We start from the raw sequence: 20,731 nt of genomic DNA, 5'->3' as shown, positions 1-20,731 counted from the left end.
TGGAGAGGACTTCTCGCGTGCGAAGAACCCGCATCCTCACCGCTGTACTCGCCCTCGCGGCCGGACTGCTCGCCGGCACCCCGCCCGCGCTCGCCGCCGACGGCACCGCGCGGGCCACGCTCGCCGCCGACACGTACACCTGGCACAACGCCCGGATCGACGGCGGCGGATTCGTGCCCGGAATCGTCTTCAACCGCACCGAGAAGAACCTCGCCTACGCCCGTACCGACATCGGCGGGGCCTACCGCTGGTCGGAGCCGACGAAGAGCTGGACCCCGTTGCTGGACTCGGTCGGCTGGAACGAGTGGGGGCACACCGGTGTGGTCAGCCTGGCCTCCGACTCCGTCGATCCCGACAAGGTGTACGCGGCCGTCGGGACGTACACCAACAGCTGGGACCCGACCGACGGCGCGGTGCTGCGCTCCTCCGACCGGGGTGCGAGCTGGCAGAAGACCGACCTGCCGTTCAAACTGGGCGGCAACATGCCCGGCCGGGGCATGGGCGAGCGGCTGGCGATCGACCCGAACAAGGACAGCGTGCTGTATCTGGGCGCGCCCAGCGGCAAGGGCCTGTGGCGGTCGACGGACTCGGGCGTGACCTGGTCGCAGGTGACGAACTTCCCCAATGCCGGCAACTACGTGCAGGACTCGACCGACACCACCGGCTACGCCTCCGACAACCAGGGCATCGTGTGGGTCACCTTCGACGAGTCGACAGGGACCGCCGGTTCGGCGACGAGGACGATCTACGTCGGGGTCGCCGACAAGGACAACGCGGTGTACCGCTCGACGGACGCCGGCGCGACCTGGACCCGGCTGGCCGGGCAGCCCACCGGATACCTCGCCCACAAGGGCGTGCTGGACGCCACGAACGGTTCTCTCTACCTCGCCTACAGCGACAAGGGCGGCCCGTACGACGGCGGCAAGGGGCGGCTGTGGCGGTACGCGACGGCCACCGGCACCTGGACGGACATCAGCCCGGTCGCGGAGGCCGACACCTACTACGGCTTCTCCGGGCTGACCGTCGACCGCCGGCACCCCGGCACGGTGATGGCGACGGCGTACAGCTCCTGGTGGCCGGACACCCAGATCTTCCGCTCCACGGACAGCGGGGCGACCTGGACCAAGGCGTGGGACTACACGTCGTACCCGAACCGCTCGAACCGCTACACCATCGACGTGTCGTCCTCCCCCTGGCTGACCTTCGGGGCGAACCCCTCACCCCCCGAACAGAGCCCGAAACTCGGGTGGATGACGGAGTCGCTGGAGATCGACCCGTTCGACTCCGACCGGATGATGTACGGGACGGGCGCCACGCTCTACGGCACCGAGAACCTCACCCAGTGGGACAGCGGTGGCCAGTTCACCGTCAAGCCCATGGTGCGGGGGCTGGAGGAGACAGCCGTCGACGACCTCGCCGCTCCCCCGTCGGGCGGCGCCCAGCTGTTCAGCGCGCTCGGTGACATCGGCGGGTTCCGGCACACGGACCTCACCAAGGTCCCCTCGATGATGTACACGTCCCCGACGTTCACGACGACCACGAGCCTGGACTTCGCGGAGTCGAACCCGAACACGGTGGTCCGCGTGGGCGACCTGGACTCCGGTCCGCACATCGCGTTCTCGACGGACAACGGGGCGAACTGGTTCGCGGGGACGGACCCTTCGGGGGTGAGCGGCGGCGGCACGGTGGCGGCCGCCCCGGACGGCGGCCGGTTCGTCTGGAGTCCGGCCGGCACCGGCGTCCAGTACACGACGGGCTTCGGATCGTCCTGGTCGGCGTCGAGCGGCATCCCGGCGGGCGCGGCCGTGGAATCCGACCGCGTCGACCCGAAGACCTTCTACGGCTTCAAGTCCGGGAAGTTCTACGTCAGTACGGACGGCGGCGCGACCTTCACGGCGTCCGCCGCGACCGGGCTGCCGAGCGGGGACAGCGTGCGGTTCAAGGCGCTGCCGGGGACGAAGGGCGACGTGTGGCTGGCCGGCGGCGCGACGGACGGCGCGTACGGCCTGTGGCACTCGACGGACGGCGGCGTGACCTTCACCAAGCTCTCGAACGTCGACCAGGCCGACACGATCGGTTTCGGGAAGGCGGCGACCGGAGCCTCGTACCAGACCCTCTACACCAGCGCGAAGATCGGCGGTGTCCGCGGCATCTTCCGCTCCACGGACCGGGGCGCGACCTGGACCCGTGTCAACGACGACGCCCACCAATGGGGTTGGACGGGTGCGGCCATCACCGGTGACCCGCGGGTCTACGGCCGGGTGTACGTCTCGACCAACGGCCGGGGTGTGATCTACGGCGACACCTCGGACACCGGCGGAGGCGGGGACGGCGGAGGCGGCACCGACCCGACGCCGACCGGCGCCTGCACGGTCACCTACAGGATCACCAACCAGTGGGCGGGCGGCTTCCAGGCGGACGTCCAGCTCGCCAACACCGGTTCGGCGGCCTGGAGCGGCTGGTCCCTCGGCTGGTCCTTCCCGAACGGCCAGACCGTAGGCCAGCTGTGGAACGCCGACTGGACCCAGTCGGGAGCGGCCGTGACCGCCAGGAACGTCAGCTGGAACGGCACGGTGGCGGCGGGCTCGTCGGTGTCCTTCGGCTTCACGGGCACCTGGACGGGCGCCAACGACAGACCGACGGCATTCAGACTGGGCGACCAGACCTGCACGGCCGCCTGACCGACCGAGGGCGCGCGCCGCACCGGGCGCGCGCCCTCCTGTGCTCAGGCCCTGTTCTCAGGGCGTGTACACCGACGGCCGGGGTGCCGTGGGCATTCCGTCGCCGAGGAAGAAGCTCGGGTGCGGGGGCTGGTTGTAGGCGGTGTTCTGCCAGGCCAGGGCCGTGCGGTACTGGGTGTCGTGGAGGAGGGTGGTGATGCGGGTGCTCGTCTCGTACGGGGTGGAGTAGATGCGCAGGGCCGTGTTGTCCGTCGTCGGCCAGACGACCTCCTCGCGCCAGTCGCCGAGGATGTCGCCGGAGAGGGACGGAGTGGCCTTGGTGGTGTTGTTCGAGTGGACGCCCGCGCCGGTCAGGAGACGCGTGTCGGAGGACGTGCCGTACTTGTCGATGTGGGTGTCGTCGAGGAGTTCGCGCACCGGGTCGCCGTCCCACCAGGAGAGGAAGTTGGTACTGGAGGGTTTGCGGCTCGCGACCACCGTGCCCTGGGGGTCGCGGACGCCGTCCGCGTGCGACGACCAGGACTCGGCGCCAGCGCTGCCCGCCCAGACGTCCCCGGAGACGCCCCGGCCGTTGTCCCCGTCGGGGTCGGTGGACCAGAGGATCTCGCCGGTCTTCGCGTCGGCCATCCAGGAGGAGGGCTTGGAGCTGTCCTCGTCCACCTTGAACTCCTCCAGACCGGGACGGGACGGGTCGAGGTCACCGACGTGCATGGCGTCGCCGTGGCCGTTCTTCGTGGTCCACAGGCCGGAGCCGTTGTCGTCGACGGCCATCGAGCCGTACACGATCTCGTCCTTGCCGTCCCCGTCGACGTCCGCGACGGAGAGCTGGTGGTTGCCCTGGGCGTCGTAGCCCTTGCCGGAGTTGGTGGAGGAGTTGGTGTCGAAGGTCCAGCGGCGGGTGAAGGCGCCGTTCCGCCAGTCCCAGGCGGCGATCACCGTGCGGGTGTAGTAACCGCGCGCCTCGATCAGGGAGGGACGGGAGCCGTCCAGGTAGGCGGTACCGGCGAGGAAGCGGTCGACCCGGTTGCCGTAGGAGTCGCCCCACGAGGAGACCGTGCCGCGGGCCGGGACGTAGTCGACGGTGCCCATGGCCTTGCCGGTCTGCCCGTTGAACATGGTCAGGTACTCGGGGCCGGACAGGACGTAGCCGCTGGAGTTGCGGTAGTCGGCGGTGGCGCTGCCGATCACCGTGCCGGTGCCGTCGACCGTGCCGTCCGCCGTCTTCACGGCGACCTCGGCCTTGCCGTCGCCGTCGTAGTCGTACACCTGGAACTGGGTGTAGTGGGCGCCCGAGCGGATGTTCCTACCCAGGTCGACGCGCCACAGCCGGGTGCCGTCGAGGGTGATGCCGTCCAGGATCGTGGCGCCGGTGTAGCCGGACTGGGAGTTGTCCTTGGCGTTCGTCGGCTGCCACTTGAGGACGAAGTCCAGCCGGCCGTCGCCGTCGAGGTCGCCGACGGACGCGTCGTTCGCCTCGTAGGTGTAGGAGACGCCGTCGGGGGTGGTGCCGCCGGCGGGCGGGGTGATGGGGACGTCCTTGTATCCCGTGCGGAACTGGATCGCGTGGACCGAGTCGGCCTGTTCGACGCCGCCCACGATCGCGCGGACCGTGTAGTCGGCCTGGGCCGGGGCGCCGGTGTGGAAGTAGTTCGTGGAGCCGGTGACCGGCGTCGAGTTGACCTTCGTACCGGCGCGGTAGACGTTGAAGGAGACGTTGTCGGGGTCGGTGCCCAGCCAGCGCCAGCTGACCAGGTTGCCCGCGTCGGTGTGGACGCTGACCACACCCCGGTCGAGCGCCTCGACCTGACGGGCGGTGGCCGCCGCGGCCGGGGTGGGAGAGAGCGCGGTGAGACCGGCGGCGATCAGTGCCGCGGTCGCGGTGACCGCCGGGAGCAGGAAGCGGTGTCTGCGGTGCGGGCGCGGGTGCTGCACGGGACGAACCTCCAGAGAGGACGGACGGGTTGCGTGGTCGCACCGTCAGTCGCCGTCGCATGTCGTCTCGTTGCCGTTGCTTTGCGCCAACTTGGTTTCCGCGTCGGCCGGTTCAGGGCTTGCGGTACGCCCGGACGCCGAAGCGCGGGTCGGGGCGCGGGCGGTCCTGGTCGGGCAGGGCCGCCAGCCGGCCGGTGAACTCCTCGATCCGGGGGTCGCCGGCGCGCAGCAGGGTGAACCAGCCACGGCGCAGGTCGGCGATGGTGGAGCGGGGACTGCGGCCCTGGCCGAGGCCGACGAAGGCGGTCTGTCCGGCGGGAGGCAGCCCGCTGTCCCGGGCGAGCGCCGTGACGTCGGCGGCCGCGTCCGGGGGCGGGCGGCGCGGGCGGTCGGCGAGCACCGCGTCGATGTCGCTGCCGACGTCGTGCGCGGCGGCCTTGTCGACGGTGGTGACGTACACCCCGCCGCGGCGCAGCACGCGCGCGCACTCCGCGACGATCGCACGGACCTCGGCGGGGTCCGGTACGAGGTGGAGCAGCCAGACCGTGGTGACCGCGTCGAACGTGGCGTCCGGGAAGGGGAGGCGGCGGCTGTCGGCGAGCACGACCGCCCCCGGCAGCCGGGCCGCCGCCATCCGTGCCATGCCGGGTGCGCGGTCGGCGCCGGTGACGCGGAGCGCGGGACGGGCGGCGGCCAGCCGGCGCGTGACGATGCCGGTGCCGCAGGCGAGGTCGAGGAGCCGGCCGGGGCGGTCGGGTATCAGACCGAGGACGGCGCCGGCCGCCGCCTCGGCGCGGGGCTCGCCACCGCGCGTCGCGTCGTAGACCCCGGCTTCCTTGTCGTAGTCCAGCACATCGCTCAGTGTGCGCCGTGACCGGGAGCGATGTCCTCCACCCTGCGGGCGAGTTCGAAGTCCTTGGCGGTGACCGCGCCGCCCACGCTGTGGGTGTTCACCGCGAGGGCGACCGTGTGGTAGCCGAGGGTGAGGTCGGAGTGGTGGTCGAGTTCGTCCTGGACGCGGGCGATGTGCACGACCAGCGCGGCGGCCGCGAAGTGCGAGTCGAGGCGGTAGGCGCGGACGAGCCGGTCGTCGTCCACCGACCAGCCCGGCAGCTCCGTCAGCCGGTCCTCGATCTCCTTCTGGGACAGCGGTTCGACGGCCATGGTGGGGCTTCCTTCCCTGGGACTGCGGCGGCTTGCGCGGTTCCCGAGCGTACGGGCCGGCGGCCCGGCCGGGGGCGCGACGCGACCGTGATCGCCCCCGGGTTCCCGCCGGCGGACGGCACGGCCGTCAAGTGGCCCTGCACGCCGACGGGTTGACGCACGGGCGGCTCCGCGCGTAGATACAGGAGTCTGCCTCGACAACATGTGCGAGAGCGGCATCGCGTGGCACACTGCACGCGTACTTGTGCACGTAGGGGAGGCGTGGCGTGAGTGAGCGGCGTGCTGCGCCCACGGTCGGTCAGGTCGTGCTCGGCAAACGGCTTCAGGAACTGCGGGAGGCGGCGGGCCTGGGCCGGGACGAAGCGGCGCGGGTACTGCGGGTGGCGCAGGCCACCGTGCGGCGGATGGAGATGGCCGAGGTCGCGCTGAAGATCCCGTACGTCCAGGTGCTGCTGGAGACGTACGGGGTGCCCGAGGAGGAACAGGGCGCGTTCGTGCGGCTGGCCGAGGAGGCCAACCAGCCGGGCTGGTGGCAGCGGTTCCACGACGTGCTGCCGGACTGGTTCAGCCTGTACGTGAGCCTGGAGGGCGCCGCCCGGGTCATCCGCTCCTACGAACCGCACTTCTTCCCCGGCCTGTTGCAGACCGAGGCGTACGCGCGGGCCGTGATGGAGGCCGGGACGATCGGCCATGCCGACCCGGCGGCCGTGGAACGGCACGTGGCGCTGCGCATGACCAGGCAGCGGCTGCTGGAGCAGGACGATCCGCCCCACCTGTGGGTGATCATGGACGAGACCGTGCTGCGCCGCCCGGTGAGCGGCGACTGCGGGGTGATGCGCGAGCAGGTCGACAAGCTGCTGGCCCTCGTCGAACGGGACCGGATCACCCTTCAGCTCGCCGAGTTCGCCAGTGGTCCGCACCCGGGGACGTACGCGCCGTTCACGCTGTTCCGGTTCGCCGAGCCCGAACTGCCGGACATGGTGTTCACCGAGTACCTGACCGGCGCCCTGTACCTGGACTCCCGGGACGAGGTCGGGGCGCATCTGGAGGTGCTGGACCACATGACGGCCCGGGCCGCCTCGGCGCAGCGGACCGAGGAACTGCTGCGGAAGTACCGCGACGAGCTCTGAGCCCACGCACCGCCCATGACCCCGAGCGCAAGCACCGCGAAGCATCCCGAGGAGCAGACACCGTGACCGCATCCGAGCCCGCGCCCCCCGCCGTCGACACCAGCCGGCCGCACCCGGCGCGGGTGTACGACTGGTGGCTGGGCGGCAAGGACAACTACCCGGTGGACGAGGAACTCGCCCGGAAGATCCTGGCGGTGGACGGCACCGTGCTGCGCGGGGCGCGCGCCAACCGCCGGTTCATGCAGCGGGCGGTGCGGACCGTCGCCGAGTCGGGCACCCGCCAGTTCCTGGACATCGGCACGGGCATCCCCACCGAGCCCAACCTGCACCAGGTCGCACAGGGCGTCGCAGCCGAGGCGAGGGTGGTGTACGCCGACAACGACCCGATCGTGCTGCGTCACGCGGAGGCCCTGCTGCGCGGCACCCCCGAGGGCGCCACCGCCTATGTGCACGCCGACGTCCGCGACCCCGGCACCCTGCTGGCCGAGGCCGCCGAGACCCTGGACTTCGGGCAGCCGATCGCGCTGTCGCTGGTGGCTCTGACCCACTACCTGGGCGACGACCCGGACGGCGACGACGTGCACGGACTGCTGAAGCGGTACGTCGACGCGCTCGCCCCGGGCAGCCATCTGATCCTCTCCCAGGTCACCCCGGACCTCAGCCCGGCGGCCATCGAGCAGGCGGCGGCGAACTTCCGGCGCAGCGGGACGCCCTTCCACCCGCGTTCACTGCCCGAGTTCTCGCGTTTCTTCGACGGCCTGGAGCTGCTCGGCCCCGGCGTGATCCCGGTCTCCGGCTGGCGCCCGGACCCCGAGGACGTGGCGCTCCAGCAGGAGGGCATCGTGCCGGTGTACGGCGGGGTCGCCCGCAAGCCCTGACCCGTCAAGGGCGCCCTGCCCCGGTGACCCGTCCGGGCGCCCTGCCCCGGTGACCCGTCCCGGCGTCCTGCTCCGGTGACCCGTCCCGGCGTCCTGCTCCGGTGACCCGTCCGGGCGCCCTGAACGGGTGCGTTCCCGTGCCTGCCCCTAGCGTCGGACCGAGGGGCCGGCAAGGGAGCGCAGGTGACCGACACGCAGACACCCCCGAAGGAGCCCGGCGCGGCGCTGCTGGGCGTCGCCCGGTTCTTCCGGCCCGGCACGCCCGCGCCCGACCTGCACAGCGTGGCGCTGACCGGCGGCCGGGAGGCGGACGCCTTCTACCGGGACCGCTGGAGCCACGACAAGGTCGTGGCCTCCACGCACGGCGTGAACTGCACGGGTTCCTGCCGCTGGAAGGTGTACGTCAAGGACGGCATCATCACCTGGGAGACCCAGGAGACGGACTACCCGTCGGTCGGTCCCGACCGCCCCGAGTACGAGCCGCGGGGCTGCCCGCGCGGGGCCGCGTTCTCCTGGTACACGTACTCGCCGACCCGGGTGCGGTACCCGTACGTCCGGGGCGTGCTCCTCGAGATGTACCGGGAGGCGAAGACCCGGCTCCCGGATCCGGTGGACGCCTGGGCGGACATCCAGAGCGACCCCGAGCGCCGCCGCCGCTACCAGCGGGCGCGCGGCAAGGGCGGTCTCGTCCGTGCGACCTGGGACGAGGCGGTGGAGATCGTCGCCGCCGCCCAGGTGCACACCATCAGGACGTACGGCCCGGACCGGATCGCCGGTTTCTCCCCCATCCCGGCGATGTCGATGGTGTCGCACGCGGCCGGCGCCCGGTACCACTCCCTCATCGGCGCCCCGATGCTCTCCTTCTACGACTGGTACGCCGACCTGCCGGTGGCCTCGCCGCAGGTCTTCGGCGACCAGACGGACGTCCCGGAGTCGGGTGACTGGTGGGACGCGGCCTATCTGATGATGTGGGGTTCCAACGTCCCGGTGACCCGTACCCCGGACGCGCACTGGATGGCGGAGGCCCGCTACCGGGGTCAGAAGGTCGTCGTGGTCTCCCCGGACTACGCGGACAACGCGAAGTTCGCGGACGAGTGGCTGCACCCGCACCCCGGCACGGACGGCGCGCTGGCCCTGGCGATGGGCCACGTCATCCTGAAGGAGTTCTTCGTCGACCGCGAGACGCCGTTCTTCGCGGACTACGTACGGCGGTTCACGGACCTGCCGTTCCTGGTGACGCTCACCGAGCGGGACGGCGCGTACGTGCCGGGCAAGTTCCTGCGCGCCGCCGACCTGGGGCAGGCGGGCGAGGGGGCCGAGTGGAAGACGGTCGTCCTGGACACGGCGTCCGGCCGCGCGGTCGTCCCGAACGGTTCCCTCGGCTTCCGCTGGACCGAGTCGGGCAAGGGCCGCTGGAATCTCGAACTGGGCGCCATCGAACCGCAGTTGACCCTGTACGGCAGTGAGGTGGCGGCCGGGGTCGAGGTGCTGCTGCCGCGTTTCGACACGGACGGCGGCGAGCACGGCCAGGGGCGCGGCGAGGTGCTGCGGCGCGGGGTGCCGGCGACCCGGCTGGGCGGTCCCGGGGGCCCCCTCGTGACCACCGTCTTCGATCTGCTGCTGGCGCAGTACGGGGTGTGGCGGACCGGTCTGCCCGGCAGCTGGCCCACCCACTACGAGGACGCCCGTACCCCCGGCACCCCGGCCTGGCAGGAGCGGCACACCTCGGTCCCGGCCGCCAAGTGCGTGAAGATCGCCAGGGAGTTCGCGCGGACCGCGGAGCGTTCCAAGGGCCGCTGCATGATCCTGATGGGCGCGGGCACCAACCACTGGTTCCACTCCGAGACCATCTACCGGGCATTCCTGGCCCTGCTCCAGCTGACCGGCTGCCAGGGCCGCAACGAGGGCGGCTGGGCGCACTACGTCGGCCAGGAGAAGTGCCGCCCGGTGACCGGCTGGGCCTCGCTGGCCTCGGCCAACGACTGGTCCCGGCCGCCACGTCAGATGATCGGCACCGCGTACTGGTTCCTCAACACCGACCAGTGGCGCTACGACCGGTTCGGCGCCGACGTGCTGGCCTCGCCGCTGGGTGAGGGCAGGTTCGCGGGCATGACGGGCGCCGACTGCCTGGCGCTGTCGGCCCGTGTGGGCTGGATGCCGTCGTATCCGACCTTCGACCGCAACCCTCTGGAACTGGGCGGGGCGGCCGGCGATCCGGTGGCAGCAGCGGTGGCCGAACTCCGGGCGGGGACGCTGAAGTTCGCCTGCGAGGACCCGGACGCGCCGGAGAACTGGCCGCGGGTGCTGACCCTGTGGCGGGCCAATCTCCTCGGTTCGTCGGCGAAGGGCGCCGAGTACTTCACCAAGCACCTGCTCGGCACGCACTCCTCGCTGCGCGCCGCTGAGGCGGCCCCGGACCAGCGTCCCCGTGACGTGCGGTGGCGGGACGAGGCGCCCGAGGGCAAGCTCGACCTGCTGCTCTCCCTGGACTTCCGGCAGACGTCCTCCACCCTGCTGTCGGACGTCGTGCTGCCCGCCGCCACCTGGTACGAGAAGCACGACCTGTCGTCCACGGACATGCATCCCTACGTGCACGCCTTCACCCCGGCCGTGGACCCGCCCTGGCAGGCGCGCACCGACTTCGACACCTTCAAGGCGCTGGCGGAGCGGCTGAGCGAGCTGGCGGTGGGACATCTCGGGGTGCGCCGGGACCTGGTGGCCGCACCGCTCCAGCACGACACCCCGGGCGAGACCGCCCAGCCCGGCGGGGTGGTGCGGGACTGGAGGCGCGGGGAGTGCGAGCCGGTTCCCGGCGAGACCATGCCGAGCCTGACGGTGGTGGAGCGGGACTACACGGCGATCGGCGCCAGGTTCGCGGCGCTCGGTCCCCTGGTGGAGGAACTGGGGCTGCCCGCCAAGGGGATCGTGCTGCGGCCGGGTGAAGAGGTCGACCGGCTGCGGGAGTCGAACGGCGTCGGACATCAGGGCCGTCCCTCGCTCGACACCGCGGTGAAGGCCGCGAACGCCATTTTGGCGCTGTCCGGTACCACCAACGGCCGCCTCGCCACCCAGGGTTTCCGCACCCTGGAGCAGCGGACCGGGCAGGAGATGGCACACCTGGCCGCCGAGCACGAGGGCAGGCGGGTCACCTACGCGGACACCCAGGCGGCCCCGGTGCCGGTGATCACCTCGCCGGAGTGGTCCGGCAGCGAGTCCGGCGGCCGCAGGTACACGGCGTTCGTCCTGAACACCGAGCACCTCAAGCCCTGGCACACGCTCACCGGCCGCCAGCAGTTCTTCCTCGACCACGACTGGATGCACGAGCTGGGTGAGGCGCTGCCGGTGTACCGGCCGCCGCTCGACATGCACCGGCTCTTCGGCGAGCCCCGGCTCGGCTCGGACGGGCAGCGGGAGGTGACGGTCCGTTACCTCACCCCGCACAACAAGTGGTCGATCCACTCCGAGTACCAGGACAACCTGTTCATGCTCGCGCTCTCCCGGGGCGGCCAGAACATCTGGATGTCCCCGCAGGACGCCGACGCCATCGGGGTCGCGGACGACGACTGGGTCGAGGCGGTCAACCGCAACGGCGTGGTGGTGGCCCGCGCGGTCGTCTCGCACCGGATGCCGGCCGGCACGGTCTACATGCATCACGCGCAGGAGCGCACGGTGGGCGTCCCGAAGTCGGAGACCACCGGTATGCGCGGCGGCATCCACAACACGCTCACCCGGCTGATCCTCAAGCCCTCGCAGCTGATCGGCGGCTACGCACAGCTGTCCTGGGCCTTCAACTACCTGGGCCCGACGGGCAACCAGCGTGACGAGGTGACGGTGATCCGCCGGCGCGGCCAGGAGGTCGAGTACTGATGCGTCCGATGGCCCAGATCGCGATGGTCATGAACCTCGACAAGTGCATCGGCTGCCACACCTGTTCGGTCACCTGCAAACAGGCGTGGACCAACCGGCGGGGCATGGAGTACGTCTGGTTCAACAACGTCGAGACGCGCCCGGGGCAGGGGTATCCGCGCCGGTACGAGGACCAGGAGACCTGGCGTGGCGGCTGGGAGCTGAACCGGCGCGGGGCACTGAGACTGAAGGCCGGCGGGCGGCTGCACAAGCTCGCCGGGATCTTCTCCAACCCGCGGCTCCCGGAGATCAAGGACTACTACGAGCCCTGGACGTACGAGTACCGGAACCTCACCGACGCCCCGCTCGGCGACGACTACCCGGTGGCCCGCCCGGTCTCGCAGCTCGACGGCAGACCGATGAAGATCGAGTGGTCCTCGAACTGGGACGACAACCTGGCCGGGGCACCCGCCCACGGCGACCTGGACCCGATGGTCGAACGCACCCGCCGGCAGGCCGCCGACAAGGTGCGGTTCGAGTTCGAGCAGACCTTCATGTTCTACCTGCCTCGAATCTGCGAGCACTGCCTCAACCCGTCGTGCGTGGCCTCCTGCCCGTCCGGGGCGATGTACAAGCGGGCCGAGGACGGCATCGTCCTGGTCGACCAGGACCACTGCCGGGGCTGGCGGATGTGCGTGACCGGATGCCCGTACAAGAAGGTCTACTTCAACCACGCCACCGGCAAGGCCGAGAAGTGCACGCTGTGCTATCCGCGGATCGAGGTCGGTCTGCCGACGGTCTGCTCGGAGACCTGCGTGGGGCGGCTGCGCTATCTCGGGGTCGTCCTCTACGACGCGGACCGGGTGACGGCGGCCGCCGAGACCAAGGACGAGAAGGCCCTGTACGAGGCCCAGTTGGGGGTGTTCCTCGACCCGCACGATCCCGGCGTGCAGCATGCCTGCGAGGCCGCGGGCATCCCGTACGACTGGATGGAGGCGGCCCGCCGCTCCCCCGTCCGCGCGCTGATCAGCGAGTACCGGGTCGCCCTGCCCCTGCACCCGGAGTACCGCACCATGCCGATGGTCTGGTACATCCCGCCGCTGTCCCCCGTCGTGGACGCCCTGTCGGAGACCGGTCACGACGGCGAGGACGCCGGCAACCTCTTCGCAGCGATCGACACGCTGCGCATCCCCCTCGAGTACCTGGCCGAGATGTTCACGGCCGGCGACATCGGCCCGGTCCGGGCGTCGCTGGAGAAGCTCGCGGCGATGCGCTCCCACATGCGCTCGCTCAACCTCGGCGAGGAGCCCGACACGCGGATCCCCGCGGCCGTCGGGATGTCCCCGGAGGAGATCGAGACGATGTACCGGCTGCTGGCGATCGCCAAGTACGAGGACCGGTACGTGATCCCGACGGCGGCCGTCGGCGACGCACGCCGCCTGGAGGAGTCCGCGCTGCCCCAGGGGTGCAGCCTCGACCACGACGGCGGCCCCGGCATGGGCGGCGACGGGCCTTTCGGCCAGGACTCGGGACGCAAACTGCTCCCTCTGGTGTCGGTGGAGAACTTCCACATCCTGCGCAGACGGCAGACCGCCGACACTCCCGACGAGGCGAAGGAGGACTGATGCCCTCGGACGCGGTGTTCTACCAGGCGGCGGCGCTCTGTCTGACCTACCCGGACGACGACTTCATCGCCCGGCTGCCGCTGCTGCGCGAAGCCGCCCCGCAGCTGCGGGAGTTCACCGACCACGCGACGGTGACCCCACGGCAGGAGCTGGCCGCGCACTACGTACAGGTCTTCGACTTCAAGAACCGGCACAGCCTCTACCTCAGCTGGTGGCAGGACGGCGACACCCGCCGCCGTGGCATGTCCCTGGTGCGGTTCAAGGACGTCTACAAGGCGTACGGCATGGAGTTCACCGGCGAGGAACTGCCGGACTTCCTGCCCGCGGTACTGGAGTTCACGGCCCGCACCGGCAACACGGACCTGCTCACCGAGCACCGTGCCTGCCTGGACCAGCTCCGGTGCCGGCTCACCGACTTCGGCACTCCCTACGCGTGTGTCCTGGACGCGGTCTGCGCCGCGCTGCCGCCCACGCCCACCGGGGCGCGCCGATGACCACGCTCCTGTGGGGCGCCCTGCCCTACGTGGCCTGCGCGCTCCTGGTGGCGGGACTGGTCTGGCGGTACCGCTACGACAAGTACGGCTGGACGACCCGCTCGTCCCAGGTCTACGAGTCGAAGCTGCTGAACGTCGCCTCGCCCGCGTTCCACTACGGCATCCTGTTCGTCCTGGCGGGCCATGTCGTCGGCCTGTTCGTGCCGGCGTCCTGGACGGACGCGGTCGGCGCGAGCGAGCACACGTACCACCTGTTCTCCCTCTACGGCGGTACGTTCGCGGGCGCCCTGACGGTCGCGGGTCTGGCCCTGCTGATCTACCGCCGCCGTACCCGGGCGCCCGTCTTCCGGGCCACGACCGCCAACGACAAGGCGATGTACCTGTTCCTGGTCGCCGCGATCGTGCTGGGCATGACGGCCAAACTCACGCACGCCTCCGGTGACGGCTACGACTACCGGCGGACGATCGCGCCCTGGGCCCGCAGTCTGTTCACGCTGCGTCCGAGGACGGACCTGATGACCGGCGTGCCGGTCCTCTACCAGGTCCACGCGGTCGTCGGCCTGGTCCTGATCGCCCTGGTCCCCTACACCCGCCTGGTCCACATGTTCAGCGCGCCGCTCCAGTACCTCTTCCGCCCGTACGTCGTGTACCGCAGCAGGGACCCGAGACAACTGGGCCCCCGCCCGGACCGCCGAGGCTGGGAAACCCCCCACCGCTAGCCACCCACCCCACACGCCGATCAACCACCCGTCCCTTCCCGCCACGACGGTGACCAGCCACCATCCCGTTCCTTCACGACGCCGACCGACCACCCACCTCATCCCGCCACGACGGCGATCAATCACCCGCCTGTTCCCGCCGCGACGGTGATCAGTCACCCACCTCATCCCGCCGCGACGGTGGTCAGCCACCATCCCGTTCCTTCACGACGACGACCAACCACCCACCTCATCCCGCCACGACGGCGATCAGCCACCCACCTCTTCCCGCCGCGACGGTGGTCAGCCGCGATGGTGGGCTTCGGCGGTGCCTAGCCGGCCGTGCCCCGTTCGTCGTCCACGATCTCCGCGTCCACCACGCCCTCCTCGTCGTCGGCTCCGGGCGCCGTCCGTTCCTCGGCCGAACCGCCGGAGGCACTCGCGTACATGGCCTGCCCGACCCGCTGGCTGACCGTCGCCAGCTTCTCCACGCCCTGCCTCAGCTCCGCCGTGCCGGCGTCACGCTCCAGCAGTGCCTTCAGCTCGGTGATCGCGGCCTCCACGTCGGCCTTCGTGTCGCCCGGCACCCGTTCCGCGTTCTCCCGCAGGAAGTTCTCGGTCTGGTAGACGAGTTGCTCGGCCTGGTTCCGGGTCTCCGCCGCCTCCCGGCGGCCGCGGTCCTCCTCGGCGTACTGCTCGGCCTCCCGCATCATGCGGTCGATGTCGTCCCTGGGCAGCGCCGATCCGCCGGTCACCGTCATCTTCTGCTCGCGCCCCGTGGCCAGGTCCTTCGCCGAGACGTGCATGATCCCGTTCGCGTCGATGTCGAACGCCACCTCGATCTGCGGCACACCGCGCGGCGCCGGCGGCAGACCCGTGAGGTCGAAGACACCCAGCTTCTTGTTGTACGCGGCGATCTCCCGCTCGCCCTGGTAGACCTGGATGCCGACGGAGGGCTGGTTGTCGGCGGCGGTGGTGAAGATCTCCGAACGGCGCGTCGGGATCGTCGTGTTGCGCTCGATGAGCCTGGTCATGATGCCGCCCTTGGTCTCGATGCCCAGGGACAGCGGGGTGACGTCGAGCAGCAGGACGTCCTTCACGTCACCGCGGATGACGCCCGCCTGGAGGGCCGCCCCGACCGCGACGACCTCGTCGGGGTTGACGCCCTTGTGCGGGTCCTTGCCGGTGAGTTCCTTGACCAGGTCGGTGACGGCGGGCATCCGGGTCGAGCCGCCGACCAGGATGACGTGGTCGATCGCGGACAGCCGTACGCCCGCGTCCTTCACGGCCTGGTGGAACGGCTTCTTGCAGCGGTCCAGCAGGTCGGCCGTCAGCTCCTGGAACTGGGCTCGCGTGAGCTTCTCCTCCAGGTGCAGCGGGCCCTGCGCGGACGCGGTGATGTACGGCAGGTTGATCGAGGTCTCGGTGGCCGACGACAGCTCGATCTTCGCCTTCTCGGCGGCCTCCCGCAGCCGCTGCACCGCCATCTTGTCGTTGCCGAGGTCGATGCCCTGCTGTCCCTTGAACCGCTTCACGAGATGTTCGACGACCCGCTGGTCCCAGTCGTCGCCGCCGAGGTGCGTGTCGCCGTTGGTGGCCTTCACCTCGATCACGCCGTCGCCGATCTCCAGGAGCGACACGTCGAAGGTGCCGCCCCCGAGGTCGAAGACGAGGACGGTCTGCTCCTCGCCCCGGTCGAGGCCGTAGGCGAGCGCGGCGGCGGTCGGCTCGTTGATGATCCTGAGCACCTTCAGGCCGGCGATCTCCCCGGCCTCCTTGGTGGCCTGCCGCTGCGAGTCGTCGAAGTAGGCGGGTACGGTGATCACCGCGTCGGTGACGTCCTCGCCGAGGTAGGCCTCGGTGTCCCGCTTGAGCTTCTGGAGCACCCGCGCGGACAGCTCCTGGGCCCGGTAGCGGGTGCCGTCCACGGACCCGCTCTCCGGGAACCGCCAGTCCGCGGCGCCCATGTGCCGCTTCACCGAGCGCGCGGTGCGGTCCACGTTGGTCACCGCCTGCCGCTTGGCCACCTCGCCGACCAGCACCTCGCCGTTCTTCGCGAAGGCCACGACCGACGGGGTGGTGCGCGCGCCCTCGGCGTTGGCGACGACGGTGGGCTCACCGCCCTCCAGCAGAGCCACCACCGAGTTCGTCGTACCGAGGTCGATCCCGACCGCACGTGCCATGTCCGTCCCCTTCCACCCGGGCGCTTCCCCGACTCCAGCACAAAACTTGAGCGGGCCGTTGTCAATGCCGGGTACCCCGGGAACACGGATGCCGCGCCCCGGAGCGGGACGCGGCATCCAGGGGAGGCGGAGATCAGGCGAGCTTCGCGTCCAGGGTGATCGTGGTGCCGGTGAGGGCCTGGCTGACCGGGCAGTTCTTCTTGGCGTCCTCGGCGGCGGCGGTGAAGCCGTCCGCGTCGAGCCCGGGGACGGTGCCCTCGACGGTCAGGTGGATGCCGGTGATGCCGGTGCCCGGCTGGAAGGTGACGTCGGCGTTGGTGACCAGCTTGGTGGGCGGGGTGCCGGCACCGGTCAGGGCGTGCGACAGGGCCATGGAGAAGCAGCTGGAGTGGGCGGCCGCGATCAGCTCCTCCGGGCTGGTCTTCCCGTTCGCCTCCTGCGAGCGGGCGGCCCACGTGACCGGCTGCTCGCCGATGTTGGAGGAGTCGAAGGTGATGACACCGCTGCCCTCGGTAAGGCTGCCTTCCCAGACGGTGTGTGCGGTACGCGTGGTAGCCACGGTTGTTCCTTTCGGGGGTGAACCGGTTTCCGGGACCCCATCCGATCACATCCCGGCTCAGTGCACGCGGAAGACCGGCCCCCTTGCACCGAAGGGCAGGCGGGCGCCCTGCGGGATCAGGTAGGCGTGCTCGCGGCGGACCCGCAGGACGTCGCACCAGCCGTCGGTGATGACCAGGACCGGGGCGGTGGGAGGGAAGTCCTCGGCGCGGTGCAACAGGTCGACGCCGGGCTGGAGGACGGTGCCGCCGCGCCCGTGCACCCGGACCCGGCCCGCGATCTCGGTGACCGGAAGATACCCGGCGTCATGGGGCACCACGTCGCAGAAGACGACCCGGGCGGCCGGGACGTCACGGGACCCGGCGTAGGAGGCGATCGCACCGAGGGCCTTGCCGAGCAGGGTGCGGTCCATGGAACCGGAGGTGTCGAGGACCACGCCGAAGGTGCAGCGGGCCACCTCCTCGGGCGGGAAGTACCGGCCGGCGCGCGGGATGTCGGGGGTGGACGACTGACGGCGCGAGGGCCGGGCGTACGACCGTACGGGCACCGGCCGGGGCACGAACTCGTCGAACCAGCGGGCGAGTCGGGCGTCCCAGGGCAGCGGCGGGTGGCTGAGCGCACGGATCTCCTCGACGAGGCCACCGGGCAGGAGGCCGCGGCCCTGCGCCCGGTGCAGGTCGAGGCCCTGGCCGAGGCCCCGGCGGTAGAACTCGTCGAGGTCGACACCGGCGCCGGGCGGCCCGATGGGCGCGCCCAGCACATCGCCGCGCCCCTTGCCGCGCAGGGTGGCCAGCCGGCGCAGCCGCCGCAGGTCGCCGGCGATCCGGTCGTACACCTCCTCCGCCGAGAGGTCCTTGAGCGCGGGGTCGTACAGCAGTCCCTCGGGCATGGTGCCGACCTGCATCTCGACCAGCCAGCCGTTGATGACGTAGTCGCAGGCGACGTTGAAGAGGTACGGGTCGCGGCCGCCCTGGCGGTCGCCGTGGCGCAGGGCGGCGTGCAGCATCTCGTGGGCTAGGACGAACCGCCACTCCTCGTCGTCCATCGTGCGCAGCGGGTTCACGTAGATCTCGCCGGCCTCGGGGTCGACGGCGGCGACGGCGATGTCGTGGGCGCGGGCCAGTTCGGCGTCCGCGACCAGTTTGATCCCGGCCGCGATGCCGCCGAGCAGCGGATAGGAGGAGACGAACCAGCTCAGCGCGCGCTCCCAGGGGCGCAGCGGGGTCGGCGGGCCGGTCATGGAGGTGCGGCGGCCGCCGGCCAGGTCCATCGCACGGGACATGGTGCGGGTCAGCGCGTGCGCGAACCCGAGCTGCCAGTCCGGCACTTGACCGGCCCACTGGTTCCAGGTGAGCAGCAGCTGGTCGGGCTCGCCGCCGTTGGTCCCGCCGCGCTCGTAGGCGGCCGGGACACCGCCCGCGCGACGCCAGCGGGCGGCCAGCTGCTCCTCGTCGCCGTCCGGGTACGACGGGGGCAGGTGGTCCGGCGCCTCGCCGACCGGGAAGGACTCCAGGAAACGGTTGACGACGGTGCAGCGGGCGGCGAGGTCGTAGCGGTCGGGCTGGGTGCGCGGGCCGGTGGCGGCGGGCAGGTGGCCGAAGCCGAGGTGGATGGTGCAGTGTGCCAACGCCCACGCCCAGGCCTCGGGTTCGGCCCGCCGGGTGGCGTGCGCGTGCAGCACGCCGTCGGAGTCGGCCCGTACCAGCCCTTCGTGGGGGGCGAGTTCGCACTTCTCGTGCCGGCAGATGGTGAACTCCACCGCGCGCAGCGCCGGGTTGGCGCGCAGCAGCTCCACACCGGCGGCGAAGGCCTCCGCCGCCGGGTCCTTCCGCTGTTGCTTCTGCTGCTCCTTGCGGGCGGTGGACCGGCTCATCGCCGGGCCTCCACCAGCCGGGGCATGTCACGAGCCGCCTCGATCAGGAACCAGGCGGGCAGCACGGGGTTGCCGTCGGCGTCGGCGGCGATGACGGTCTGGGCGACCTCGACGGAGATCTCGGCGAGCTGCACCAGCAGCGACTTGGCGCGGTAGGCGGTCCCCCGGCCGTTCGCGGACATGTGCTCCTTGGCGGCGGGGAGTTCCTTCACCAGCCGGCCGCGGAAGGACTCGGCGAGGTAGTACAGCAGGTCGCGGTCCTCGACGCGGTGCGGCCAGCCGGCGTCGCCCTTGAGGATCGCCTCGATCCCGAACCGGCTGCGCACGATCTTGACGTAGCCGCAGAACGCGGTCGCGTGCGCGGGGGTGAGCGTGCCGTGGGCGAGGATCCGCAGCGTGGTCTCGTCGAGGTCGCGGCCGAAGGAGTGCAGGGCGTCGGAGAGCATGTGCCAGGAGCGCGGGGTGGAGAACGGCTCCTCGGTCTTCGGCGGCTTGGACCACAGGTGGTCGGGCCGGTCGGTGAGGTGGTCCAGGATCCACGGGTGGATGCCGTTCCCGGCGGCCCAGGCCAGCCAGTCGTGCGCGGAGGCCTCCAAATGGACGTGGGCCAGACGGTTGACCAGGGCGGAGGCGATGGGCCGGGCGAGGGCGTTGTCGGTGGCCCGGTTGCCGGCACCGATCACGATCGACCCCTTGGGCAGTTCGTAGTTCCCGATGCGGCGGTCCAGGATCAGCGAGTAGAACGCCTTCTGCACGTCGGGGGTGGCCGCGTTCAGCTCGTCCAGGAAGAGGCAGTACGGCTCGTCGCGGGCGATGGCCTCGGGCGGGCAGAAGACCGACCGGCCGTCGCGGATCTGCGGGACCCCGATCAGGTCCTCGGGCGCGAGCTGCGTACCCAGCAGGCTCACGCACTCCAGACCCAGCGATTCGGCGAACTCCCGTACCAGGGAGGACTTCCCGATGCCGGGCGCGCCCCAGAGGAAGACGGGCCGGACGGTGGCGAGACCGAGGAGGAGTTCGGGGATGCGGGAGGGCGTGACGGTGACGGCTGCCTGCAAGAGGCTGCTCCTTGGGGGTGTTCCGAAGGGGTGTTCCGAAGGGGTGTTGCAAAGGGGTGTTGCACAGGGGTGTTGCAAAGGGGTGTTGCACAGCGGCCCTTCGAAGGGGCCCTTCGAGGGGTTCCGCGACTCGAACAGTGTGGTTCGGGAGCGCGCCGGACGCAGCTGATTTATCGGCGGTCCGGCCGCGGTGGCGGCGGTGCCGCCGGCCGGTGCCCTGGCAGGATGGCGGCATGGAACGTGTGCTTGGCATCGGCGGGTACTTCCTGCGGGCCGCCGACCAGGCGGCCCTGAAGGCGTGGTACCGCGACTGTCTGGGGCTGGACGCCGACGACCACGGGCTGTGGCGGCAGGAGACCGGGCCGACCGTGTTCGCGACCTTCGAGTCCGGCACCGACTACTTCGGGTCCCCGTCCCAGCGGACCATGCTGAACTTCCGGGTCCGCGACCTGGACGCGATGCTCGCGCAACTGCGCGCCAGGGGTGCGGACGTGGCCGAGGAGACGCAGGAGATGACGGGCGTCGGCCGGTTCGGCTGGGTCACCGACCCCGAGGGCAACCGGATCGAACTGTGGCAGCCCGCCTGAGGGTGTGCCGGGCGGCCGGTGGAC

At 71.3% G+C, this 20,731-nt stretch carries 15 protein-coding genes; 8 read left to right on the top strand and 7 right to left on the bottom strand.

Translation table 11 applies throughout. The annotated features are described in order from the left end of the window. Window positions 1-17 precede the first annotated feature (17 nt). A complete protein-coding gene (locus AAW13_RS09565; protein ID WP_046730174.1) occupies window positions 18-2,681 on the top strand; it encodes a cellulose binding domain-containing protein in 2,664 nt (887 codons plus the stop codon). Between the two features lie 57 nt (window positions 2,682-2,738). On the opposite strand, the gene AAW13_RS09560 is transcribed toward AAW13_RS09565, so the two are convergent. From AAW13_RS09560 to AAW13_RS09550, 3 genes are all read right to left on the bottom strand, one after another. Further along, complete coding sequence (locus AAW13_RS09560) at window positions 2,739-4,613, bottom strand: rhamnogalacturonan lyase (RefSeq protein WP_046730173.1); 1,875 nt, start codon at window positions 4,611-4,613, stop codon at window positions 2,739-2,741. Between the two features lie 112 nt (window positions 4,614-4,725). Continuing rightward, window positions 4,726-5,466, bottom strand: a complete 741-nt coding sequence (locus AAW13_RS09555) for a class I SAM-dependent methyltransferase (protein WP_046730172.1) — start codon at window positions 5,464-5,466, stop codon at window positions 4,726-4,728. Between the two features lie 5 nt (window positions 5,467-5,471). After that, window positions 5,472-5,777, bottom strand: a complete 306-nt coding sequence (locus tag AAW13_RS09550) for a 4a-hydroxytetrahydrobiopterin dehydratase (protein WP_046730171.1) — start codon at window positions 5,775-5,777, stop codon at window positions 5,472-5,474. A 266-nt stretch (window positions 5,778-6,043) separates the two neighbouring features. Between AAW13_RS09550 and AAW13_RS09545 the strand changes: the two genes are divergently transcribed. The 6 genes from AAW13_RS09545 to narI all read left to right on the top strand — a co-directional run bounded on the left by AAW13_RS09545 (window position 6,044) and on the right by narI (window position 14,469). After that, the gene (locus AAW13_RS09545; RefSeq protein WP_046730170.1) at window positions 6,044-6,907 is read left to right on the top strand and encodes a helix-turn-helix domain-containing protein; all 864 of its coding nucleotides are present in this window, start codon (window positions 6,044-6,046) and stop codon (window positions 6,905-6,907) included. A gap of 62 nt (window positions 6,908-6,969) precedes the next feature. Next, a complete protein-coding gene (locus AAW13_RS09540) occupies window positions 6,970-7,785 on the top strand; it encodes an SAM-dependent methyltransferase (RefSeq protein WP_046730169.1) in 816 nt (271 codons plus the stop codon). A gap of 183 nt (window positions 7,786-7,968) precedes the next feature. Next, window positions 7,969-11,652 (top strand): nitrate reductase subunit alpha, encoded by a 3,684-nt coding sequence (locus tag AAW13_RS09535; RefSeq protein WP_046730168.1) that lies wholly within the window; start codon window positions 7,969-7,971, stop codon window positions 11,650-11,652. Then, a complete protein-coding gene (gene narH, locus AAW13_RS09530) occupies window positions 11,652-13,256 on the top strand; it encodes a nitrate reductase subunit beta (RefSeq protein WP_046730167.1) in 1,605 nt (534 codons plus the stop codon). Before AAW13_RS09535 ends, narH begins: the two co-directional genes overlap by 1 nt. Beyond that, complete coding sequence (narJ, locus tag AAW13_RS09525) at window positions 13,256-13,750, top strand: nitrate reductase molybdenum cofactor assembly chaperone (protein WP_046730166.1); 495 nt, start codon at window positions 13,256-13,258, stop codon at window positions 13,748-13,750. Before narH ends, narJ begins: the two co-directional genes overlap by 1 nt. Then, window positions 13,747-14,469 (top strand): respiratory nitrate reductase subunit gamma, encoded by a 723-nt coding sequence (narI, locus tag AAW13_RS09520; protein WP_046730165.1) that lies wholly within the window; start codon window positions 13,747-13,749, stop codon window positions 14,467-14,469. Before narJ ends, narI begins: the two co-directional genes overlap by 4 nt. A 311-nt stretch (window positions 14,470-14,780) precedes the next feature. Here narI and dnaK read toward each other — a convergent pair whose 3' ends face one another. The 4 genes from dnaK to AAW13_RS09500 all read right to left on the bottom strand — a co-directional run bounded on the left by dnaK (window position 14,781) and on the right by AAW13_RS09500 (window position 20,120). Beyond that, entirely contained in the window at window positions 14,781-16,631 is a 1,851-nt protein-coding gene (dnaK, locus tag AAW13_RS09515) for a molecular chaperone DnaK (RefSeq protein WP_046730164.1), read from the bottom strand. 133 nt (window positions 16,632-16,764) lie between these two features. Then, window positions 16,765-17,190: an OsmC family protein gene (locus AAW13_RS09510; protein WP_046730163.1), complete on the bottom strand. Its 426-nt coding sequence runs from the start codon at window positions 17,188-17,190 to the stop codon at window positions 16,765-16,767. A 57-nt stretch (window positions 17,191-17,247) separates the two neighbouring features. Beyond that, a complete protein-coding gene (locus AAW13_RS09505) occupies window positions 17,248-19,062 on the bottom strand; it encodes a vWA domain-containing protein (RefSeq protein ID WP_046730162.1) in 1,815 nt (604 codons plus the stop codon). Further along, complete coding sequence (locus AAW13_RS09500) at window positions 19,059-20,120, bottom strand: ATP-binding protein (protein WP_046730161.1); 1,062 nt, start codon at window positions 20,118-20,120, stop codon at window positions 19,059-19,061. The genes AAW13_RS09505 and AAW13_RS09500 overlap by 4 nt, the downstream gene beginning before the upstream one ends. A gap of 233 nt (window positions 20,121-20,353) precedes the next feature. Here AAW13_RS09500 and AAW13_RS09495 point away from each other — a divergent pair, with 233 nt between their 5' ends. Beyond that, window positions 20,354-20,707, top strand: coding sequence for a VOC family protein (locus AAW13_RS09495; protein WP_046730160.1), 354 nt, complete (start codon window positions 20,354-20,356; stop codon window positions 20,705-20,707). Window positions 20,708-20,731 lie beyond the last annotated feature (24 nt).

It is taken from the genome of Streptomyces humi (assembly GCF_001005085.2).
GTDB lineage: Bacteria > Actinomycetota > Actinomycetes > Streptomycetales > Streptomycetaceae > Streptomyces > Streptomyces humi.
This window is presented reverse-complemented; position numbering and strand designations above follow the sequence as displayed.

Excerpts from the sequence above, each read along its gene's own strand:
- AAW13_RS09505 (WP_046730162.1), bottom strand. The coding sequence starts at position 19,062 with ATGAGCCGGTCCACCGCCCGCAAGGAGCAGCAGAAGCAACAGCGGAAG.
- dnaK (WP_046730164.1), bottom strand. The coding sequence starts at position 16,631 with ATGGCACGTGCGGTCGGGATCGACCTCGGTACGACGAACTCGGTGGTG.
- narH (WP_046730167.1), top strand. The coding sequence starts at position 11,652 with ATGCGTCCGATGGCCCAGATCGCGATGGTCATGAACCTCGACAAGTGC.
- narI (WP_046730165.1), top strand. The coding sequence starts at position 13,747 with ATGACCACGCTCCTGTGGGGCGCCCTGCCCTACGTGGCCTGCGCGCTC.
- AAW13_RS09495 (WP_046730160.1), top strand. The coding sequence starts at position 20,354 with ATGGAACGTGTGCTTGGCATCGGCGGGTACTTCCTGCGGGCCGCCGAC.
- narJ (WP_046730166.1), top strand. The coding sequence starts at position 13,256 with ATGCCCTCGGACGCGGTGTTCTACCAGGCGGCGGCGCTCTGTCTGACC.
- AAW13_RS09550 (WP_046730171.1), bottom strand. The coding sequence starts at position 5,777 with ATGGCCGTCGAACCGCTGTCCCAGAAGGAGATCGAGGACCGGCTGACG.